The sequence below is a fragment of the Mycoplasma phocimorsus genome (assembly GCF_030077875.1).
GTDB classification, from domain to species: Bacteria; Bacillota_I; Bacilli_A; order Mycoplasmatales; family Metamycoplasmataceae; genus Mycoplasma_H; species Mycoplasma_H phocimorsus.
This window is the reverse complement of record NZ_JASEJT010000010.1, coordinates 1-23,453: the sequence shown is the minus strand read 5'-3', so window position 1 is coordinate 23,453 and position 23,453 is coordinate 1. Positions and strand designations below refer to the sequence as shown.

At 24.4% G+C, this 23,453-nt stretch carries 12 protein-coding genes; 2 read left to right on the top strand and 10 right to left on the bottom strand.

Going from position 1 to position 23,453, the window contains the following annotated elements:
• Window positions 1–127 precede the first annotated feature (127 nt).
• From QMA87_RS02680 to QMA87_RS02645, 8 genes are all read right to left on the bottom strand, one after another.
• Window positions 128–1,045 (bottom strand): hypothetical protein, encoded by a 918-nt coding sequence (locus QMA87_RS02680; RefSeq protein ID WP_283833816.1) that lies wholly within the window; start codon window positions 1,043–1,045, stop codon window positions 128–130.
• Between the two features lie 347 nt (window positions 1,046–1,392).
• Window positions 1,393–2,703 (bottom strand): hypothetical protein, encoded by a 1,311-nt coding sequence (locus QMA87_RS02675; RefSeq protein WP_283833815.1) that lies wholly within the window; start codon window positions 2,701–2,703, stop codon window positions 1,393–1,395.
• A 161-nt stretch (window positions 2,704–2,864) separates the two neighbouring features.
• Window positions 2,865–5,312, bottom strand: coding sequence for an Ig-specific serine endopeptidase MIP (gene mip, locus QMA87_RS02670; protein ID WP_283833814.1), 2,448 nt, complete (start codon window positions 5,310–5,312; stop codon window positions 2,865–2,867).
• Window positions 5,313–5,321: 9 nt separating this feature from the next.
• Window positions 5,322–7,745: a putative immunoglobulin-blocking virulence protein gene (locus QMA87_RS02665; RefSeq protein WP_283833813.1), complete on the bottom strand. Its 2,424-nt coding sequence runs from the start codon at window positions 7,743–7,745 to the stop codon at window positions 5,322–5,324.
• A 211-nt stretch (window positions 7,746–7,956) separates the two neighbouring features.
• Window positions 7,957–10,767, bottom strand: a complete 2,811-nt coding sequence (gene mip / locus QMA87_RS02660; protein WP_283833812.1) for an Ig-specific serine endopeptidase MIP — start codon at window positions 10,765–10,767, stop codon at window positions 7,957–7,959.
• A gap of 8 nt (window positions 10,768–10,775) precedes the next feature.
• Window positions 10,776–12,878 (bottom strand): putative immunoglobulin-blocking virulence protein, encoded by a 2,103-nt coding sequence (locus tag QMA87_RS02655; RefSeq protein WP_283833811.1) that lies wholly within the window; start codon window positions 12,876–12,878, stop codon window positions 10,776–10,778.
• A 17-nt stretch (window positions 12,879–12,895) separates the two neighbouring features.
• Complete coding sequence (locus tag QMA87_RS02650) at window positions 12,896–15,283, bottom strand: putative immunoglobulin-blocking virulence protein (RefSeq protein ID WP_283833810.1); 2,388 nt, start codon at window positions 15,281–15,283, stop codon at window positions 12,896–12,898.
• A gap of 218 nt (window positions 15,284–15,501) precedes the next feature.
• Window positions 15,502–16,749, bottom strand: coding sequence for a YitT family protein (locus QMA87_RS02645; RefSeq protein ID WP_283823833.1), 1,248 nt, complete (start codon window positions 16,747–16,749; stop codon window positions 15,502–15,504).
• 85 nt (window positions 16,750–16,834) lie between these two features.
• Between QMA87_RS02645 and QMA87_RS02640 the strand changes: the two genes are divergently transcribed.
• Complete coding sequence (locus QMA87_RS02640; RefSeq protein ID WP_283833809.1) at window positions 16,835–17,683, top strand: DegV family protein; 849 nt, start codon at window positions 16,835–16,837, stop codon at window positions 17,681–17,683.
• Between the two features lie 272 nt (window positions 17,684–17,955).
• Here QMA87_RS02640 and QMA87_RS02635 read toward each other — a convergent pair whose 3' ends face one another.
• Both QMA87_RS02635 and QMA87_RS02630 read right to left on the bottom strand, forming a co-directional pair.
• Complete coding sequence (locus QMA87_RS02635; protein WP_283833808.1) at window positions 17,956–19,959, bottom strand: hypothetical protein; 2,004 nt, start codon at window positions 19,957–19,959, stop codon at window positions 17,956–17,958.
• Window positions 19,960–20,061: 102 nt separating this feature from the next.
• Window positions 20,062–22,119: a hypothetical protein gene (locus tag QMA87_RS02630; RefSeq protein ID WP_283833807.1), complete on the bottom strand. Its 2,058-nt coding sequence runs from the start codon at window positions 22,117–22,119 to the stop codon at window positions 20,062–20,064.
• Between the two features lie 466 nt (window positions 22,120–22,585).
• Between QMA87_RS02630 and QMA87_RS02625 the strand changes: the two genes are divergently transcribed.
• Window positions 22,586–23,453 (top strand): hypothetical protein (locus QMA87_RS02625; RefSeq protein WP_283833806.1); only part of this gene is annotated, 868 nt, incomplete at its 3' end.

Genomic DNA, 23,453 nt, shown 5'->3' with positions numbered 1-23,453 from the left:
TGTCATAATATAAAAAACATATATAAATATTATTAAAAAATAGCAAAACTTATTTTGCTATTTAATTAATTAAAAATTAAATAATAATTTAAAAATTTAAAAACAAATTTAAACTGGTGTTTTTATTTTATTTTTGTTCTTTATAATTTTTAATATCTTCTTTGTGAAATGATTTTAACATTTTAACATCTTTTTCCAGTCTATCCAATCTACTAGTAATTTCGTTATGATTAGTTTTAATCAATACAAGTAGCGAGTTAAGTTTGTTTTCTAATAAATTAAATTTTCTATCTCATTTATCTTCTAGCTTGCTAATTCTTGCTTCAAACTCCAACTTATCTTTTTGACGCTGTCTCTCGGCTTCTTCTTTATCTTTTTGACGCATTTTAAGAATTTTATTTTCAAATGAATTCAATCTTGCTTCAAACTCTAACTTATCTTTTTGGCGTTGTTTTTCAGCTTCTTCTTTATCTTTTTGGCGCTGTCTCTCAGCTTCTTCTTTATCTTTTTGACGTATTTCAAGAATTTTATTTTCAAATGAATTTAATCTTGCTTCAAACTCTAACTTGTCTTTTTGTCGTTGTTTTTCAGCTTCTTCTTTATCTTTTTGGCGCTGTCTTTCGATTTCCTCTTTATCTTTTTGGCGTATTTCAAGAATTTTATTTTCAAATGAATTTAATCTTGCTTCAAACTCTAACTTGTCTTTTTGTCGTTGTTTTTCAGCTTCTTCTTTATCTTTTTGGCGCTGTCTTTCGATTTCCTCTTTATCGGCTTGACGCTGTTTTTGAATAATTTCAAGAAATCTATCTTGACTACTTCAAACTACATTTAAAATTTCTGCTTTAAATTGTTCTAGCTCTTTTTTATTCATATCATCTCCATTAGTCTCAACTTCTTTAAGCTCATTATAAATGATACATACCGCTTTTCCTAGTGAATCAAAATTTGTTTTATATGTGTCGCCTTTTATATAAGTTTTTGCAATTTCCTTACGCTCTTTTTCTGAAATTTTAACTAATTTAGTAAATTTTGTTTCTTGTGACATATATCCCTTTTTAGGTTAATTTCTACCTGCATATACAATAAATAATTAACCTCAAAAAAGTTTTGAAAAAAACAAAATTATTAATATATAGGAAAAAATTCCTATTTGAAGAACTAAATATTATATTTTTGTAATTTTTAATATTTTTATAAAAAATAAATTTATTTTTCAAATCTATTTGATTTACCAGTAACTTTATTATAATGAATTTTTATTAATATAGATGATAAGTTGAATTTTATTTTTAAACTTTTCTTTTCATTTTATACCTTATTTTATTTAAATATTTAACATTTAATAAGCATATTCAATGTTTAATTTTTAAATTAAAATTAAAAAAATATCGTTTACTTAGTTGACATTTTTTTTATATAATAAATAATATTTTCTTTAATTCTAATTTTTTCTAATTGATTATATAAAAATCTATTTTCATTTCATAAATCAATTAAAAATAAATGTGGAAGTTGGTCTACTTTCAAATTATGTTTACTCAATAAATTTTCATTTACAAATTTTATTTCATCTTCAAAATTCGAATTATATATATAGCTTTCATTATCTGCCTTTACAAAAACATTTATAATTGATGTAATAAATGTTTCAACAAGACTTCTTAATTTTTCTCAAATTTTTTGCTTGTTAAAAATATGTGCTAAAGTTATAAAAAAAGTTCACAGTTTTCTTAATTCAATAGAAAAATTATAATATTTATAAAATGATATAAATATATCTGATAATTTTTCTAGTTTTGTAGATATAGCTATATTTTCATTATTTTTTATCTCATACTTATAAGTAATTTGTTCTTTAATATTTGCATTATTAAATAAATTAAAAAAATCATAAATCAATATAGAAAGTGATTTATTCGGCGTTTCAAATAATATTTCAAAAAAAGTTGAAATATTTGACTTATCTCCATATAAAAATCAAGTAAATATATTGTTCATTACATTTGGTGTATCACTGCCTTTATTAATTGCATTATTATCTTTAAATTCTTTAGTCAAGTTATTTTCTTTATTATCATGAAATTTTTTAATAAGATCCCTTAATTTTGAATTATTTAAATCTCAAGCTGCTTTAAGAAGTTTTCTAGTTGCATTTTTTTGATCATTACTAAAAACTTCATCTACTGATTTGCTTTTTTTATCTTTATCTCCTGCTAATTCATTTAATTTTCTTAAAAAATTATTAACTGTTGTATCTCACCAAATTTTATTATAAAGTACAGTTCCTCCGCCAACTATTACCCCTCCTAATGCAGTACCTAAAGTAGTTAATCCAGCTATAAATTTTGTGTCTAAATTAAGAAGCGAAGAAAGAAAATTAACAGATTTACTAGAAGATTTTGAATTAAAAGCTGGATAAAATAAAGTTGAAGAAAGTTCAACTTCATTTCTAAAATTATTTATTTGAAAATTACTCTGTAAATTGCTTGGCATTAAAATACTTTTATTTGTTGTTTTTTGCCCTGTTTGTAATTTAATTTCTTCACTTAATTCTATATTTTTATCATTTTTAATATTTTTATTTTCTATTAATGATAAAAATTTATTATTAATATTTTTTTGTTTAGAACAACTAATTAATGCAACTGCATTAATAACAAGTAATGAAGAAGAAATGGTTGCTAATTTAATTATTTTTTTCATTTTCTTTCCTTGATATTTATAACAAAATTTTTATTACTTTTTGTTTTTTTAGATAAATTAAATTAATTATATTATTAAAAAATTAAATTAAAAACACTAAAAATTACATAATATTTGCAATTTTTAGTGTTTATTTTACTAATTAATAAATATAATAATTGTTAATTTTTGAATTTAAAATTTGAAGGAATATTGTTTTCATGTGTACCATTAGGCAACAATAATGTTTTAATATTGTCATAATTTCTTCTTAGCTCTTCACGATAAGAATTTTTTTGATTTTTTCCAGTACCATAAACAAGGTCATATTGTGGTAAATTATAATCACCAAATAATCCTTGATAGTCATATCCTTCACATCTAAGGGCAACAGCTAATCCTGTTCCTATTTCAGCAAATCTTCCATATTTATAATGAAATGCGCCAATAAGTTCATTTTTTTGATTTCTCAATGAACTTCCACTAGCTCCACCGCCTGGAGCATAAAATCTTGGAGTATATTCAAGTGACATACTAATATATTCTTTACCGTCGGGTGCTATATAAAAACCTTTACCATTTTCATTAGGAACAGAAAGAAAAGAATCTACTATGCCAGGCTTTTCAATAAATGTTCTAAGGCCTATTTGCTGTGAAATTCTTTCACCATTTTCATTTTTTTTAAAATTATTATTAAAATAATCACTATTAATATTTGTTCAAAGCGATTGTTTTAAAGCGCTATTTTCAATATAATTAGCATTTTGTTTAGCTTTATTATTTAATTTTAAAAAATAATCAAATTGAGTAGAAGGATAGCCTAAAATGAAAAAAGAATCTTTATCATTAGTAATTTCTTTATTTAAAGGAATGTCAATTTTGGCATATTGCTTTAAATAACTATTAGCCAATAATTTAATCTGTTTTTCTTTATTAAAAGAATCGGCGTAATTATTTGTAAATAATCTTGCAAGCTCAGCAGGAAAATTTATTGTTTCTTTATTTCTATAAGGTATTGAAAATCCTGAATCTTGATTATTACTAATTTCAACTTTATTTAAATCTTTAATTTTACTAAAATCAATTTCAATAACTGCAAAATCAGCAAATTCTTCAACGTCCTGATATTTTTTGGCTTGTTTTTCAATTAAAAAATCTGATGGCTTGCTTTTAAGATAATCTTTAGCACTAAAAATTACTTTAAAAGCATTATAAGCATCTAATTTTTGAAGATTATCATCCCTTAAATTATTATAATCTTGTAAATGAAATGAAAATGAATCAAATGAGCTATCATTTTCATTCGGTTTTAATTCTTGATTAATGTTTATAGAGTTATTTGCTCTAGAAATATTAATATCAATAATATTTTTATTTAAAGCATCTGCGACATGAGCATTCGTTCCAAAGAAAAACTTAGTTGGATAGCCTTCTTTAGAGATTTCAGCATCTAAAATTCACATTGTTCCAAAAGAATTATTTATTTTAAAATTATTTGGTTCAAAAATTTTATATTCTTCTTTCTTATAAATTTCTTCATTACTACTTTCATTTATAGAAAATCCTAAATATGACTTATTAACTAAAAAATGATAATTTTTAGCATTTTTTAATTTACTAATATAGTCTTCCGTAATCTTTTTAGCTTGTAAAAAAAGATCATCTGATTCTTTTTTAGCTAAAGAAAGAAGAATATTGCTTTTAGCATATACATCATTTACTCAAATAATAATATCTTTTTTCTCGTAATCTTTTAAATCATATTTATAACTTTCAATCTTTGGAAGAGCTTGTTTAAAAGCTATATCCAGATCATTAACTCTTTCTTGCAAAGTTTTTTTATTTCTATTTACGAAGCTAATTCCATAGCTTTGTAAAGCAATATCTTTATATTTATTATTAATAATTTTTCTTGCAAGACCGCCAATAAGATATTTATTAGAAACATCAAATGAATCTCATTCTGAAGCAGCTAATGCTCTGTGTCCTTCAAACATTTGAAGCTTGCCATCTTTTGAAGGCAAAGTAAAATTTTTAATAAGTGAATTTTCAAAATTATCAAGTCCTAATTGTGCTGCTTTTTTATTGTATTTTTCAATACTTTCTTCATCTCTAAGTAAATCAGTACGATAATTTTTCAATTCACCCCTAATTCTACTTAAAGCTAAATCTCGATATGTGGCATTGTCATATTCAAATTTTTCTTTATTAGAAAGTTTTGAATATAAATCTACATCAAGTTTTTGATTTTCTTCAGGTTTAAAGCCTTTAACAAGGATTGAATTTCGATTTTTAATTGAATTATCTTGTTTAGATTTGATAATAAAAACTATTTTTAAAGTTAAATTTTTAAAATCTTTTTTGAGTTCTTCAATTTCAACATCGTATTTAAAAGCATCTAAATCGAATATTTCATATTTAATATTGTTTTTAAAAACTTCTGAAAGCTTTATTTGATCTTGAGTTACAACTTCATTATTATCTAATTTAAATTTAATGTTGTTAATTGAAGTAAGAATTGCTGTTTTATTAGAGTTTATTTCTTTATTATTAATGTTACAAGAAACAGCAATTGAACCAATTGCTGTTGATAAAGAAAAAACAAAATAGGATAATATTATTTTTTTCATATTGTCTTTCTAATTAAGTTTTTGTTCTGTAGCTGCAGAAGAAGTTTGAACATTAAAGCCTCGAGATTTTAAGTCATTTTGAAGCTGTGTATTGGTAGAATCTACATAGATAGTGACATTTTTACTTAAACCAGAACCACGATCTAATAAAATATTAAGATTATTAAATCCACTAGCGCTTATAGTTCCATTTCCAGTTAACTTAATACTATTTACTGAAGTGCTAAAATCAATTCTAGCTCTTGGTGGCCCTGGAGAAACTAGATCAAGAACATCATATTGTGCTTGATCTAAATCGGCTGCTGGGACTTCAAATTTACCATCTCCTGAGCCTTTAAAAGTTAATTTAAGAAGTTTTCTGTGTCTATTATTAGGTTTATTTTTATCATAGAAAATTAAGCCTTTAAGTGTTTTAAGATCTGTTCTAGAAAGATCTAATTCAACTGGATATGAGTTATTACCTTCATCATGATCAGGTCTTAAACCATTTCCAAAGCTTCCTTGAAAAATGCCTTCATTATTTCTTACATAATAAGCCATTCTTAAACCTTTATTAATTCTTTCTAGATTATTACTTTCTTTAACATCTTCTTGATCAAAATAAAGTGAATCAAATACAATTCTAGAAGCTACTGTTACACCAGGTATATAACCAATACCACTGTTATAATCATTAGTATTAACTCAAGCAACACCTTTTAAAGCTCAAGGATTAATGCTTCAAGATTTGCCATCAATAACTCTATTATTTTTAGTTGTAAAAAGATCAAGTTGTTCAATTTTTTTATTCTCAAGATGTCTTAAGAATTTTGTATTAGAACCTTCAAGAATTAATGTTAATTGCGGTAAGTTCTCAGGTAATGCCTGCATGATGGCATTAAATGTTGCATCGTCATTATTGTTCGTTAAACCAACATTGCTTATTCTATATTGAGTAATAACTTTATTTTTAGCTTTTAAATCTTCAATTAGTTTAGCAGTTTTAGCTAATCCAGAAGAATTGGAAGCATCAATATCAATTACATATCCTTCAGATAGTTTGCCCGCTTTATTCTCTGTATTTTTTGTTTTCTTATAAATTTTAATTCCATCAGTAGAACTAACTCCAAATTCTTTAAATTCACTAGTAGTCAAATCCTCTGACTTAGTTCAACCCGGAGTATCATTATTTAAAATTCCTTCTGGCGAAATTGGTCAAGTTTCATTAAAGGCAAATGGTCTTTTTTCAGAATTATCTCTAGTCATTCTACCTGTTACTGAATTATAAAGTGGTGTAAAAGCATATGAATCTAATTCACCATTTTCATTTACATATACATTTCTTTCAGCTTTTTCAATATATAAACCTTCTTTTAAAAAGTCTTTAACTCTTTGCGAAACTGCACTTAATTTTGAATAATCAAATACACCAAATAATTGAATAAATCTTTCAATTTTCTTATCTTGGCTTGATTTAGCATCAGAAATAGAAACAAATGTATGATATTTATCTTGGCCATCTTTTGTTAAAAAATTCTTAACATTTTCACTCATGAAAAGTTTTTCATATTTTTCAAATTTATTTTCATAATAATTGGCTCAATTAAGTTGAATTTGTCTAACTCTATCATTTATATCTCCATATCCAGCTTCACCTTTAAAAATATTATCGTCTTCCTGTGCAAATTTACTTTTAATAGCAGTAGTTGCATCTTTAACAGCTCCTTTAATTAGTTCATCAGTCACCTGAACTCTAACGCTACTAGGAACTACTTCAGCAATATAACCTTTTCAGTTTTTAATATCATCATCATCGCTAAATGTATCTCTAGGGCGAATCTCATCAACCTCAATATTAACATTAACTCCATGCAATTCAACTGTTTTACCTACACGTGTTTTTGTACCATTTGAAGAACGATAACTATTAGAAGAAGAATTAGAATTTGAAGAAGAGAATAAATTTTTAAATGAATCAAAAATAGAAGATGAAGAAGTATTTGGAGTGTGACTTGGAACTGGATTTGGACTAGGAATTGATGGAGTAGTAATATTTTCGCTTGGTTTAAGATTGGGAATTACTTGTGGTTTTACATCAATATTTGGCGCCTTAATAATTTTTTGTGGCTTATCTTTCTCCTTTTTAGGAATAAATGGAGAAAGCTTATTTTCATTAATATTAATAGGTTTTTCTGTTTTAGGTATTTCAAGAGGGATGGGATCTTTTTTGGGTTCAATTTTAGGAACTTCATTCTCAAAATTAAAGTCTGAAATGTAATTTCTTGTATTATTTTGACTTCTACCATTACTTTGCAACTTATCATTGTTTTCTTTAAATATATTCAAATTACCATCACCTGATGAATATTTAAGACCAAAATAGCCACTTGCTGCTAGCAATGGCATTGAAGTTAAAATACTAGATAAAAGCAATGTTCTATTTTTTCTTTTCATAATTTCCTACTTTAATAATTTAATAATTTATTATTATAAATAATAACATTATCTAATTTATGTGCTTTATTTATGTAAAATAAAATAATTAAATACTTAAAAATATCAAATGATTTAATAAAATATATATTTAAATAAATTAAATTATATTATTTCATTAATAAGTTTTAACAAGTAATAAAAATTTTTAAATAAAAGAAAAAACATATTACTAAGCTTTTTCTGTTTCTTCTTTTTTATTTTCTTCTTTTTTATTTTCTTCTTTTTCTTTTTTAAATCTAAATTCAGCAGGTATTGCTTCTGGACTAGTACCATTAGGTAAAAGATAAGTTTTTATACCAGGATATAATTTGTTTAATTCATCTCTATATGAATTTTTTTGATCTTTACCTTTACCGTATATTAAATCATATTGTGGTAAATTATAATCACCAAATAATCCTTGATAATCAAATCCTTCACTTCTAAGAGCTATAGCTAATCCGGTACCTATTTCACCATATGTTCCATATTTATAATGAAATGCACCAATAATTTCATTATTTTGATTTCTCAATGAACTACCGCTAGCTCCACCGCCTGGAGCATAAAATCTTGGTGTATATTCAAGACCCATATTAATAAATTGTTTACCATCAGGCGCTTGATAAAAACCTTGACCATTATTATTAGGGGTTGAAATAAAGGCGTCAACTATTCCTGGTTTTTCTTTAAATGTTCTTAAGCCAATTTGATAAGAAAGTCTATTTCCTCTTTCATGTTTAATCTCATCAGTGCTATCAAAATTTGAACTTGCATTTGTTCAAAGTGATTGTTTAAATTTATCATTATCACGATATTTTTTATAAGTATATTGTTTATCACCTAAACTTAAATAATAATCAAATTGTGTTGAAGGATAACCTAATAAATAAAGCGAATCAATATCATTAGGAATATCACCAGATAAAGGAGAATCAATTTTTTGATAATTTTGTAAGTAGCTTTCTTTTAATAATTTGATTTGTTTTGCTTCGTTTTCTTTTGATGCATAATCATTAGTTAAATATTTAGCTAATGATTGTGCGCTTTTTATAACATCATTATATTTGCTAATTTGTGAAACAACACCATTATCATTATAAGTATTGATGCTAATATCTTTAAGGTTTGATATTTGAGCAAAATCAAATCCCATTATTGCAAAGTCGGCAAATTCTTCATATTTTTCATATTTGATAGCTTGTGATTTAATAAGAAAATCTGAAGGTTTTGAATTCAAGTAATCTTTAGCTATAAAAATATTTTTAATAACTTTAGCAGCACTTGCTTCAGTCAAATTATCAATTTTAATTTTTAAGTTTGTTTGTTTGTGAATTGGAAAATTAAATGTTTCGAAATGTGGATCATTTTCATTAGGTTTAAGCTCTTGTTTTGTAGCAATTGTTTTATTAGCGCGAGTTAAAGAAACTGAAATAGTATTTGGCCCAAACGCATCTGCAACATGGGCATTAGTTCCAAAAAAGAAACGTGTAGGGTATTGTTCTTTGTCTACTATTTCGGCATCAAGTATTCAAATTGTTCCATTTGTAGTACGTAAAATATATTTGTCAGCTTCAAAATCCTTATAAATATACTTTTTAAATATAGATTCATCAGCTTTTTTATTTAAACTTTCACCACCAAAAGGAACTCTTGAAAATAATTTAAATGAAGATAATTTATTAAATTCAGCCTCATAATTAGCGATTATTTCTTCTAGCTGTTTAATATTAGCTTTTTTACCTTGTTCTTTGGCCAATTTACGAGCAATATTAGCTTTAGCATAAAAGTTATTTAAATGAACAATAACATTTTTTTTATCATTTTCAGATGAAGAATTATCATTTTTTTGCAGTTTTTCAGAAGCTAATTTAAACGCTTCTTCAATATCATTTACTCTATCTTGTAAATTTCTAACTTCTCTATTAATAAAAGATATAGCAAATGTCTGAAGAGCAATATCTCTATATTTATCATTAATAAGTTTTCTTGCTAAACCTGCAATTAAACTTGAATTTGCAACACCAAAAGCATCTGTTTTTGAGGGTCCTAAAACTCTACCACCATCATCAAAAATCTCTAATTTTTTACCACCTTCATCTTTACTTGGAAGTGTAAAGTTTTTTACTAATAAGTTTTCAAAAGAATCTATTCCTAGTTCTTGTGCTTTTTGATTAAATCTTTCAATACTATTTTGATCTCTAGATAAAAGTTTACGATAATATTTTGGATCTTTTTTAATCACTTCTTTTAATATGCTATCAACATAACTTTTATTATCTTGTTGAAATCTTTCTTCTTGTGAAAGAGCTAAATAAGAGCCAATATCAAATTTTTCAGCAGGTCTATTTATTTGTGAATAAATACCTTCTTTTTTAAAACCTGTAACTAAATGCTTAATAGTTTCAATTACTTCAGCTTTATTTTTAAGTGTTATATCAATAAACACTTCTAAATCGCCATTTAATTCACGGGCATTAATAATTTTATGATCGTAATAATCTAAATTTTTACCTTCAGCTTCATAAGTAATGTTAAGAATATTAACATCCTTAGCATAAATATCTTTAGATTCTTGTTCTGCTCCATATTGATTTTTAAATTTAAAATTCTTAAATGTTAAACCTGATTTTGTTCCAATAAATCCAATAATCTTTTTGCTTATTTCACCTACTTTAGCATTAGTTTCTTTATCTCTTAATTCAAAAACAATTTCAAGTGTTTTTGAATCTAGATCAGGTTTTAATTTACTAATTTTAAAGTTGTAGTTTTCAACATCTTCTCCACTAATATCGTATTGAATATTTTCTCTAATAACTTTAAGTATTTCAATTTGTGAAGAATCAACAAATTCACCTTTTAAATTTTTAAACTTAAAATTACTTAAAGATATATCTACAACTTGCTGCGTTTCTTCTTTTGAATTAGAACAAGAAATTGCTAAAGTAGTGCTTAAGGGAACTAAACTACTTAATAAAATGCTTAATATTTTTCTTTTCATATTTTCTCCTAGTTGTAATCTCTTTGAGCTACAACTTTTTTAACATTATATCCCCGGGTTGCCAATCCTTGTGCTAATGTTGAATTTACACTATCAACATATATGGTTGGATTGTATCCAAAATTATCTTTGGCATAATTAATTAGTAAACGAAGATTATTATATCCTTCAGAAGTAAGATTATTCTCTCCTGAAATTTTTAAAATGTTTGTTGTAAGTGAATTACTAAATTCAATCTTTGTTGGCGGGAATTGATTTCCTGAATCATCTAAAACTTCAAATTGTGCTTCATTAAGCTCAGTTGAAGCTATATTAAAGATTTGTGAATTGTTATATAGTGTTAAGTTTTTTAATCTTCTAGGTGCATTATAAGGTTTTAATTCATCTTTAAACACTAATCCTCTAAGAGATCTTAAACTTGGAGCAGTTGAAAGGTTTAATTCAGTTGGATATGAATTTCCGCCTTCTTTATGATCGGGATCTAAACCGTTACCAAACTCACCTTGGAAAATTCCTTCATTATTTCTTACATAGTAAGCCATTCTTAAGCCACGATTAATTCTACTTAAATCAAGTGCTCCATTTCTTTTGATGATATCTTCTTCATCAAAAGAAAGTGAATTAAAGATAATTCTTGAAGCAATTTTGGCATATTTATTATAGCCAAGAGGCGAATTATAATCATTAGTATTTACTCAAGCCACATTTCTTAATGCTAGCGGATTAATACTTCAAGCTTTATTATTATTGTTTGAATTATTTCTAGTTGTAAATAAGTCTAATTGATCAATTTTTTTATTCTCGATATGTCTTAAGAATTTAGTATTAGGTCCTTCTAAAATTAATGTTAATTGTGGCAATTGATCAGGCAATGCCTTCATTATATCTTCAAAATTTTGTTCATAATCATATAAACCAATATTGCTAATACGATATTGCGTTACTACTTTCCCATCTTTTTTAAGTTGTGTAATTAAATTTTTAGTTTTATTATAACCATTAGTATTTGAAGCATCAATATCAACAACTAAGCCTTGATTAAATTTGGTTTTAGCTGTATTTGTCGGCTTTTTAATTTGTTTATAAATTTTAATTCCGTCATCAGTTTTAATTTGATATTTTTTAAATTCAGAACTTTGAGAAAGATCATCAGTTTTTTCTCAACCAGGAATTTCATTATCTAAAATAGCTCCAGGAGAAATTGGTCAATAAGTATCAAACCCGAACGCTCTAAGCTCTTCATTATCTTTTTTCAATCTTGTAGTTACTGTATTATAAATTGGTGAAAAGGCATGTGAATCTAGTTGACCTTGTTCATTTATATAAACATTTCGCTCATTTTTCTCAATATATAATCCTTCTTTAAGAAATTTTTTGACTTGATCAGATACTTCTTTAATTTTTCCATAATCAAAATATAAAAATAGTTCTAAAAATCTCTCGATTTTTTTATCATTATCTACTTTTGCTTGGGCAATAGTTGGAATATTAGGATATTTTCTTCTTCCTTCAGCTGTTAAGAAATTAACTACATTTTCATTCATGAAAAGACGTTCATATTTATAAAATTTATTTTCATAATAATTTCCTCAATTAAGTTGAATTTGTCTAATTCTACTCTTACCTTTATCTTGCTTTGAAGAAAATACTTCATAATCAGAATCAGCAAATGAATTTTTAAGGGCTTCAGCTCCTGTTTCAACTGATTTTTGAATTAATTCTTTTGTAACATTAAGTTTAAGTTTATTAGGTACTAATAAAGCAGTATATGGTTTTCTGTTTTGAATATCTTTATCACTTTTAGAGGTATTCCGCGGAACTATTGCTTTAGCTTCAACTACAACATCAATTCCATAAATTTTTTCATTTAATTTTTCTGTTGGCGGATTAACTGGAGGAATTATTTCTTTAGGAGGTTCGGGTTTTTCTGGCTTAACAGGCAATTCTTCTTCAATTTCTTTTTCAGGATTGAATTCTAAAATTTCATGTTCTTTAAAACGAATTTTTTTGCTAGTTGTTGAATATTTAAATACAAAATAGCTACCAGCTACAAGTATAGGAATTGATCCAAAAACGGAAGCTAATAAAATTGTTCTTTTCTTTTTATTCATATTTACCTCTTTTGTTTTTAATTTAATTTTGGCTCATTGGTAGTAGATTGTTCAACACTAAATCCGTGGGCTTTTAAGTCATTTGCAAGTTGAGAAGAAAAATTTTCAACAAATATTTTTTTATCTTCAGAAATATGTCCATATCTCATAAACATATTTAAATATTTATAACCATTAGAACTTAATCCAGATTCGCCTTTGATTTTGATATGTTTTGTAGAAGGATCGCTGAAACGAATTTCCGTAGCAGGTGGACCTGGTGAAACTGTATCTAAAACTTCTAAGTTAGCATCATTTAATTCGCTTACATCAATTTCAAATTTATTGCCAGAACTTTGTAAAGTTAATTTTCTTAATTTTCTAGGTTTGTTTTGTGGTTTTCTAATATCGTGAAATATTAAACCTTTTAATGATTTTAAATTTGTTCTTGAAAGATCTAATTCAATAGGATAAGAGTTATTTCCTTCATTATGATCCGGATTTAATCCGCTACCAAATCCACCTTGGAAGATGCCTTCATTATTTCTTACATAATAAGCCATTCTTAAACCTTTATTGATTCTTTCGTACTTATTACCACCTTCTTTAGTAATATCTTCTTGATCAAAAGAAAGTGAATCAAAAACAATTCTTGAAGCAATTGTTGCATATTTATTATAATCAAAACTAGCATTATAGTCATTAGTATTAACTCATGCAACTCCCTTTAGAGCTCATGGGTTAATACTTCAAGTTTTTCCATTAACTGAAGCAACATTTTTAGTTGTAAATAGATCTAGCTGGTCAATTTTCTTTTCTTCTAAATGTCTCAAAAATTTGGTATTAGGCCCTTCCAAAATTAATGTTAATTGCGGAAATTTACTTGGAAGAGCTTTTAAAATCTCTTCAAAATTGGAATCATCATCTAATAACCCGACATTAGTTATTCTATATTGAGTTATTTTCTTACCTGCTTTATCTAGTTTTTCAATAATTTCTTTAGTTTTTGAAAAACCATCTTTGTTTGCTGCATTTATATCAAGAACAAAACCTTCATTCGCTCCATTAATAGATTTATTATCAGCTTTATTATTGGCGTCTTTAGTTTGTTTATAAATAGTTACACCTTCAGCTGAAGAAATGCCAAAATCTTTAAATTCGTATGTACTTGAAAGATCGCCAGATTTAGTTCAACCTGGTATTTTATTTTCTAAAATTGCGCCAGGCGCAACTGGTCAATATTCTTTAAAACCGAATGCTCTTCTTTCTTCATTATCTTTAAGCAATCTAGAAGTAACTGTATTGTAAGTAGGTGTAAAAGAGTAAGAATCAAGAATTCCATTTTCATTTATATAAACATTACTATTATCTTCTTCAATATAAAATCCTTCTTCAAGATATTTCTTAACTTGATCTGAAACGCCTTTTACTTTCGAATAATCAAAATAAACAAATAGATCCACAAATCTTTCAATTTTCTTTTCGTGGTTTTTCTTAGCATCTTTTATTGAAACGATATCTTTATATTTTTTCATTCCTTCATCTGTTAAAAAATCTTTTACATTGTCACTCATGAAAAGTCTTTCATATTTTTCAAATTTGTTTTGATAATAATTTGATCAATTATTTCTAACAGTTCAAATTCTGGCTTCAGGCTGTTTAGGATCTTTCTTAAATCCCTCTCAAATATTGTCAGGAAAAAGTCCTTTAATGGCTTTTGTAGCTGCTTCTGTAGTTTTGCTGATCAACTGATCAGTTACCTTGACTCTAACACTACCTGGCACTAATAAAGCTTGATATCCTTTTCAGTTTTTAATATCGCTATCATAATCATCTACTTTTCTTTCTTGAACTTCATCATATTCAGCATCAAGTTTTAAACCATATATCTCTACTTGTTTGCCGCCTTTAAAATTACTATTAGGGCTTCAGGTTCTTTTAGGAGTATTGTTAACGCTATTAGAATTAGAATAGTAATAAGTTTGTGATGGAGTATTATTTCTTATTGACGGTTGAGGATTAGGATTGGGGGTTGGTATTGGAATGTTAGATGGCTTTACATCAAGAATTGGTGCAGTTATAATTTTTTGTGGTTTATCTTTTTCTTTTTTTGGAATAAATGGACTAACTTTATCTTCTAAAATATTAATAAGTTTGTTAGTTTTTGGAATTTCTAATGGAATAGGCTCTTTTTTAGGTTTTATTTTTGGTATTTCATTTTCAAAATTAAAATCAGAAATATGATTTCTGCTTTGCAATTGATTTTTAGCATTTGCTACCAATTTATCATTTAATTCAATTTTTTCATAAATTTTAGAATTGCCACTTTTTAAAGAATGTTTCAGCCCTAAATAGCCACCAGCTGTCATTAATGGAATAGAGCTAAATATTGAAGTCAATAAAATTGTTCTTTTTTTTCTATTCATATCTACTCCTTAATTTTGTATATATAAAATATTTAAAATAATATCATTAAGAGTAATTAAATATTTTTATTACTTTAAATACAAATAAAATTAAATGTTTATATATTAAAGATAAGCTTAATAAAATTTCTGAAAATATTTATTAAATATTTTATAGTGAAATTTAATAAAAATGATTAATAAATAAAAAAGCTTTCAAAACAAAAACTTTTTATTTATTAATCAACTTTTGAAGTATCAAAATCTCCATAAGTATTTTCTAATTTTGAAATAGAAATTCAAGATGTTTTATCAATTTTTCTGATGTCTCTAATTAAATATTTTGCTTCAAGAAGTAATGCTACTGTACGTACACAATATTCGGTTTGTTCATTATTATTAATTCTAGTTATAATAGAATAATGATGTCAGTAATTAATGTGTTTGAAATAGGCTTTTATTCTTTCAATATTAGTTACTCTAATTAAAATAAGAACTTTTTTATATTTAGGATATAAAAATCTAATTGTTCCAGAAGTAATAAATAAATAACAAATAGTTGTTATTAATGAAGATACCATAATTCCGCCAATAGGTCTTGCCCTTAATAGTGGATCAATTGAAGGTGATTTTAATTTTAAAATTATATAAATTCAAATATAAATTATTAATGTTATCGCATTAATTAATAACATTACTTTGCTAACATCTCTTTTTGTTCTTGTTGAAAAATAATAAGCAATAATATCACTTCCACCTGTAGAGCCGCCAAATTTTCAGGAAATAGCAATACTAAATCCCATTAAAAAAGCGCCTATAAATCCATATAAATAAATTGCTCATTCTTTATCTGGTGAAACTGCGCCTTTAACTAGCCCATTAGCTAAATCCTCATGTTTAATAAGGGCACCAAAACTTAAATAATTATCTAAAAAAATTAAAATAGGATTTTGTTCATTTCCATTAATTTTATGACTGAAAAATATAAAACCAAATGCCGTTTGAAAAATCATGAACATTACAGTTAAAAATAAAAAAGACTTTTTAATTTGTTTGATAAATCCTAAAATTAAAGGTATATTTAAGGCAAAAAGTAATAATCCTAAATAAGGTGTTAGACGACCTTGAAATCCAATATTAATTAGTGAGGGAATTCCAATATAGCCTGTTGGAACTGTTTCTGCTTTTCTAAGAAAAATATTTGTAGAACAAACAAGAAGAATAGCAGCAACAAATTGCATGAAAATATTAATTTTATGATGTTTAATAATTTCAATCAAAGACGGTTTTTTTACTTCTTTTGAATTAAAATATAAAAGATAATTACTTAAATTTTCAGGATCAATATCAATAGTTGATTCATATTTTTTTAGTAAATAATTTTCAAAATAAGTAATTTTTTTGCCATATTTTAACTTGTTTTTTATTTGATTAATTTTTAATTCTTGTGAGTTTTTTTTCGTGTTTGATTTACTGAATTGATTCATAATTTTATAATTATAATTAATCTTTAAATTTTATATTAAATTATTTTTTAAATATAATAAATATTTATTTACTATAATTTTTTGTATGAAGAAATTAGGAATTATATTAGATTCTTTTAGCTGTAAAAGTAAGGAAGAATTGAAGGAATATGGATATGGCTTCATTTCATTGAAAATAGAAATTGACGGAAATTTATATGAAGATGGGATTACGCTTCCACATAGATTATTAATAGAAAAAATTAATGATGATTCTAAGGTAATAACTTCAACACCTTCACTTAAAAATATTGAAGAGATTGTTGCTGAATTTTCACAAAATTATGATGAAGTTTTATATTTAGGGATCAGTTCAAAATTAAGCTCAACTTTTAATAATGTTAATATTATTGGTAAAAACTATAAAAATTTTCATTCATTAGATAATAATTTAGTTGGTAATCAATATATTTATTTCGCTAAATATGCACAAAAAAGATTTGAAGAAACTCAAGATATTGAATTGATAATTGAAGAAATTAAACAAGCATTTAAAGAAACTTATACATTAATTATTCCTCCAAATTTAAAAAGGCTTATTGGCGGGGGTAGATTAAAGGGCGTTAAGAAATTATTTCTTCAAGCACTTAAATTTTTGCCAATAATTATTTATGATAATGAAGCTAATGTTAAAGTTTACGCTTTAAAAAGAACATTTAAAGGCGCCATAAAAACTGTTCTTGAAGAAATGCTTGAAAATTCAAAAGCTATTAATGAACCTGTATTTCAAATGGTTAATGGTATTGACCAATTAATAGAAAAAGATGTAAAAGAATTGGCAAATTCTATGGGTATAAAATTTGAAGAAGAATGCTTAGCAAGCGCTTTAATAATGGCGCATATAGGATCTAAAGGTTTCGCAATTTCACTAAGACCTACATTAAAAGAAAAATAATAATTTAATAAAAAATTATGTCATAACATTTTTGTTATTGCATTTTTTATTTTAAATTACTTTAATTTGTTATTATTTTGAATTACTACTTTTTAATATTAGTTTATTAATAAAATGAAAAAAGGGCATAAATCAATAAAAAAATTAAATATTTTAAAAACAATATTTAAGATTTTATTTATAAAACTAAAGATTAAGTTGTAATTTAAAATAAAAATTGTTCTTAAACTTCTATTTGGCTATTTTTTAATAAAATATTCAATATATATTTATTAATTTTTTAACATGCCTTCTTTAAGCGCTTTTTTAAATTCATTTATTTTATTATTATTTTTTATTACACTGGCCGATTCTTTTGCTAATATAAATATATCAAAATTTGTTGAACTACTAAAAAGTCCGGATATTGTTGTTTCTTTGCCTAGAATTTCTTTCAATTTTACATTACTATCTTTTAATTCCTTTTCTAATATTATTTTTAAAAATGAGGTAGGCTCAAAGGGATTAAAAATATTTATAATTCCACCTAAAAACCCTCCACTAAATGGAACATATTTATAATACAAAAAAGTATATATTGCAGCTATTCTAAATAATGCTTTCTTAGCAGCTTCTTTATTTTTATCATTTTTTAATAAAGCTGAAATTGGTTTTATAATTACTTCTAAAAATTTTGTAAGTATGTTTTTAATGTCAGATAACTTAAAAAGTGAATTAATGATTGTTGTAAAATTAAATTGTAATTTAGGAATTTTAATTCTATTAATATCAAAAATACTACTATTTTTTTCTATTTTCATAGAATTTATTGAATTTAAATAAACATCAACTGTTTGTGAATTAATATTTATTTCACTATCTATAAAATCATAAATAAATTTTATTTGGTTATTTTTTTGTTCAAATATATTATTAATAAACTCTAATAAGCCGCTCTGGTTTGTAGTATCAACTGCTTTAATTAAAATATCTAATAATTTAGGCACAAGTGTTTCAAAAATTAGATTAATGTCTATAGTTTCATTATCTTTTGTAAGAAGTTTCGCTAGTGTCTTATTAATAATTTCATATACGTCATTTATGATATTAAATGAAATATTATTATTTTTTATAACATCTGAAAATTCCTTAATAACAAAGCTAATCAATTCATTATCATTAGATGTTATTTTTATTGAATAAAAATTAAGTAATTTAGATAAATTCAATTCATCACTAACAATGATATGATAAGTTTTAAGTAATCTTTTAATCAATAATGCTAAAATTGATTTTTTATGTGTACTACCCGCAGTTTCATCTAATTTGGCTAAATAATTTATTGTTCCTTTAACAAAATCTGGAACAAATTTTGTTACAACTTGACTTATTTTTTCTTGAGTTTTTTTTATAATCTCATCAATATTATGATTTGAATTTATAGAAGAAAGTCCTGCAAGTATTTCATTAACTATTTCTGTAGTTTTAGTTTTAAATTCGTTTTTTAAAATTTCATTTAATTGATTAGAACTACTTTCTGTTACATATTCCTTTAATACTGTTTTTAATAGTAGTTTATCAACTAAATTAAAAATTGCATTTGGTAAATCTTTTTCAAAAGCAACTTTTAATATTTTTTGTAAAACTTCAAACAAAGAATCTTTCTGTTTAATTTGTCTAATTATATCTTCATTTAAAAAAATTCTAGTTTTAAGTTTTTCTACTTCTTTATTAATTTCTGAATTAATATTTTTAAGACCAAAATAAGATCCAAGCCCCACTGAAAGTCCTGCTACAACAGCACCACCAATTGAAACTCCTACAATAATATTTTTTAATTTTTTTTGTTTTAATTTAAGTTCTTTTTGTTTGGTTCACGCTTGTTCTAGTTCTTTTTTCTTTTTCTTTAATAATTTAAGTTTGTCTAAATTTGAATTATTCTTATTATCAGTTTCCTCGTTATGACTTATTTCTTTAACTATATTATTAATGCTTTCAATTTGTTGAAATTCTTGAATATTTAAAAAATTTAAATTTTTTAGATATTTCTTATTTATATTATCTAACTGTAACCTTATAGCTTCATCAATTAACTCATTATTAGAAATATATTTCTTATTTTTTTCAATACTTAACAATAAATTTTCCCTATCTTGGCTTTTTGCTTTACTTTTATTAAACTGGCGAGATATTTGCTTTGAATTGTCTACTTTATTAGTACAACTAATGGCAGCACTAGCACTAATAAGTGATATGGATCCTAACAAAATGGAAAGTATCTTTTTCCTACTATTCATATTTTCCCCTTCAATTTGTAAATTTAGCATAACTATTAGATTGCAATTTATGAAAATTAACTTTATTGTTTAATACATTTTTAAATAAAAAGTTATTTATAATTATTTTTTAACTAATATTTTACTAATGTTATTAGTAGTTATATTAGGACTAGCATTTTTTATAAGCTCTTTAAATTCATCATTCTTGTTACCATTTGCATATTCTTTGATTTTCTGAAATATTGAATAATGATCTGAATTAAAACTATATCATGGTTCTTTTGAAATATTATCTCCAAATATTTTCTTAAGTTGTTCGTCATTAATATTTGGCCATTCACTTTTGATCAAATTAGGAATAAATTTTTCTGGCTTAAACGGATTAATTAGTGATATTAAATTACCTAATATTCCTTCTTGTTTTGGTACATGCTTATAATATAAATATGAATATAAACTATAAATTCTAAATATAGCATTATAAGGTGACTTTGTATCAATGCCATTTATATTAAAACTAATAGAATTATTTGTATTTTTATCTTTTATTTTTTTAAGCTTTTCTTCTTGTTCTTTAGCTATTTTTATTAATGGTTTAATAAAAGTGAATAAAAATTTATTAATAAATTTTTTAAAATCTGAAAATTTGAATATACCATTTACAATCGTAAAAAATGAAACTTCAATATTAGGAATTAAGTCTGCAAAATTATATTCTTCTTGATTTTTGTTTTGGGCATTTGATGATATAAAAGTATTTATTATGGTCTTAAAATTAAATTTACTATCAGCATTTTCTATATCGTTATCTTTTAATAAAATTGTATAAAGCGCTTTATTATTGTTTTCTTCTAAAAATAAGTTATTTATAAATACAATAAAATCTTCACTATTTTCAGATTTATTAGCCACATTTTCAAATACATCTAAAAATGCTGGAATTAGTTTATTAAATATTGAATTAATATCAAGTTCTTGAGAATTTGGTTTAGTTAAAATATTAGAAATTGTTTTTTTAATAATTTCCAATAAATCTTTAAAAAAATCAAAAGATAAGTTTACGCTGTCAATAGCATTTGACATTTTAGTAATAATAATTTTAATTAAATCATTATTTGAATTTGCTAATGCGCTAGAAAAAATACTAATTATTTTTGACATATTTTTAGAATCGCCAGAATTATAGCCTGCAAGTTTTAATGTAGCTTCAATAGCCCTTCCTAATAATGAAGTTTCTGGTTGAGTAGTGCTTCCAGTATTTATCTTGCTATTAATTTCAGAAACAAACAATATTGCTGCTTTAATAAAATCTGGTAAATATTTTTTAATAATCAAACTTACTATATTTTTAACTGAATTAATGACATTGTCAGAGCTTGTTTCTGCCACTATATTTCTGCTTTTTAATAAATCTAGTAATTCATTGACAATTTCTTTAGATCTATCTTTAATTTGAGTTTTTAATATATTTTTAAATCTTTCTTTTTCTTTTTCATTAATATATCCATTTAAAGCTTTCTTAAATAATAATTCATCAAATAAATCAAAAATTCCAGTAGGCAATTCTTTTTCAAAACCAATATCCATTAATTTAAGAAATATTTTTTGTAAGCTATCATCTGGATTGCTTTCCTTTATAAGTGATTTTTGAATATTTAAAATGTCTTCTAATTCTTTTTTTCTTTTTTGAGCATAAGTATCACTTTTTGTAATGCCAAAATAAGAACCTATACCAATTGAAAGACCAGTTATAATGGCACTAGAAATACTGGCACCAATTAAAATTGATTTAAGACGTGAATTTTTCGCAAAATCTTTTTTATATCTTTTTTCTAAATCTAATAATTGTTGTTTAGTAATTTCTAGCTCTTGATTAAGAACTTCTTCTTGTTCATCAATAATTGAAGTTGTTTCTTCATTTTCTTCATCAATTTGTTCGTCTATAATAATATTTTCATTTAAATTATTTTCAATTTCAGGTGTTTGAAAAAGTAAAAAATCAGATGATGTTGTAATGTTTAAATCTTTTTTAGCAAGAAAAGAATTTGAAGTTAAATTTTGTTTTTTAAATTGCCAAATTAACTCTTTCTTAAACATTCTAGTATTATGACAACTAAGTGTGCTTGTAACTACGGCAACTGACATTGTCATTAGTATAAACAACCTTTTTTTATTCATAAACTTCCTTTGATAAGTCATTTTAAATTAATAAATAATATCTTTTTTTTATTTTTAAAATATTTTTTGAATTGTTTTTTTCTTTTCAAGTCTTTTTTTAAACGAAAATTTAATATGTTAGTGTATTTATAAAATAAAAAAGTAAATTTTAAAATTGTTAAACATTTAACTTAGCTTCAATATAAAGGTAAATAGTTATTTTATAAATAAAAATATAATAAAAAAAACTCAAAGCAAATATGAAGCTATGAATTAAAATTTTTATTTTATTTATAAAAATATATAGTAATAATTTGTTTTGTTCTTTTAATTAAAGTTTTTATAGTTAATATATATATAATTTTGATATAAATTAATAAGTTGTTTTGCTAATAAAATTATTAAAACTATAGTAAGGGATATAATTTTTCTTTGCCTGTTTTTTTATAATATTTATTATTTATTTTTTATTTAATTAAGGAGAGTCATGAATAAGAAAAATTTACTATCAAATCTTTTTGTTGTGGCAGCAAGCATTTTGCCTGCTAGTGTAATTTCTTGTTCTGATAGTGAAACTCTTATAAAAAGATATATTGAATTTAATGTTTCTGATATTACAATTTATGATAGCATTGAAGAACTCGCTTCTGATCATCATTTAAAAATTAATAATTCAAAATATTTTAAAGAAAACGGTATTAGTCTTTCTTTAGGAAATTCATGAATTGATTATGAAAATGAGTTAGTTAATTTAGAAATTTATTATCGAAATAAAAAAGATAAAAAAAGAAAAAGTATCACTTTTAGAAAAAAGTTTTATGAATTTAAAGAGCCTGATAATAATGATTGAGCAAGAATTTTTAATTCTCTAGCCAAAATTTCCCAAATTGAATGATTAGGTGATGGTAAGTTTAACATTAAAAATAAATATGCTAGAGTAAGTAATGAAAAAATTGCTTCTATAGGTGAAGCTGGACCAAGGGCCGAAGATTTTTCTTATACTTTAACAATAACTGATAGTTCTAAAGTTTTAAACGAAGTTAATGATAGACAATCAAAAATTCCATTAAAAGGCGGAATTTTAATAGATAGAATTAAAGATAAGATTACCCTTACTTATAAAATTCCTAATAGTGAAGACGTTATTGATGTATCACTTGATAAAAAGTTTAAAAAGAAAGATGATTTAATACCTGTAAAAGAAAAACATATATTTAAAGGTTGAAGTACTAAAGAAAATGCCACAATGCCTGATGTATTTTTAAATGGTGCAATAAGTTGAAAATTTGATAAAGATACAATTCTTTGGCCTGTATTTGAATCATATGCCAAACTTAATTTTGATATTCCAGTAT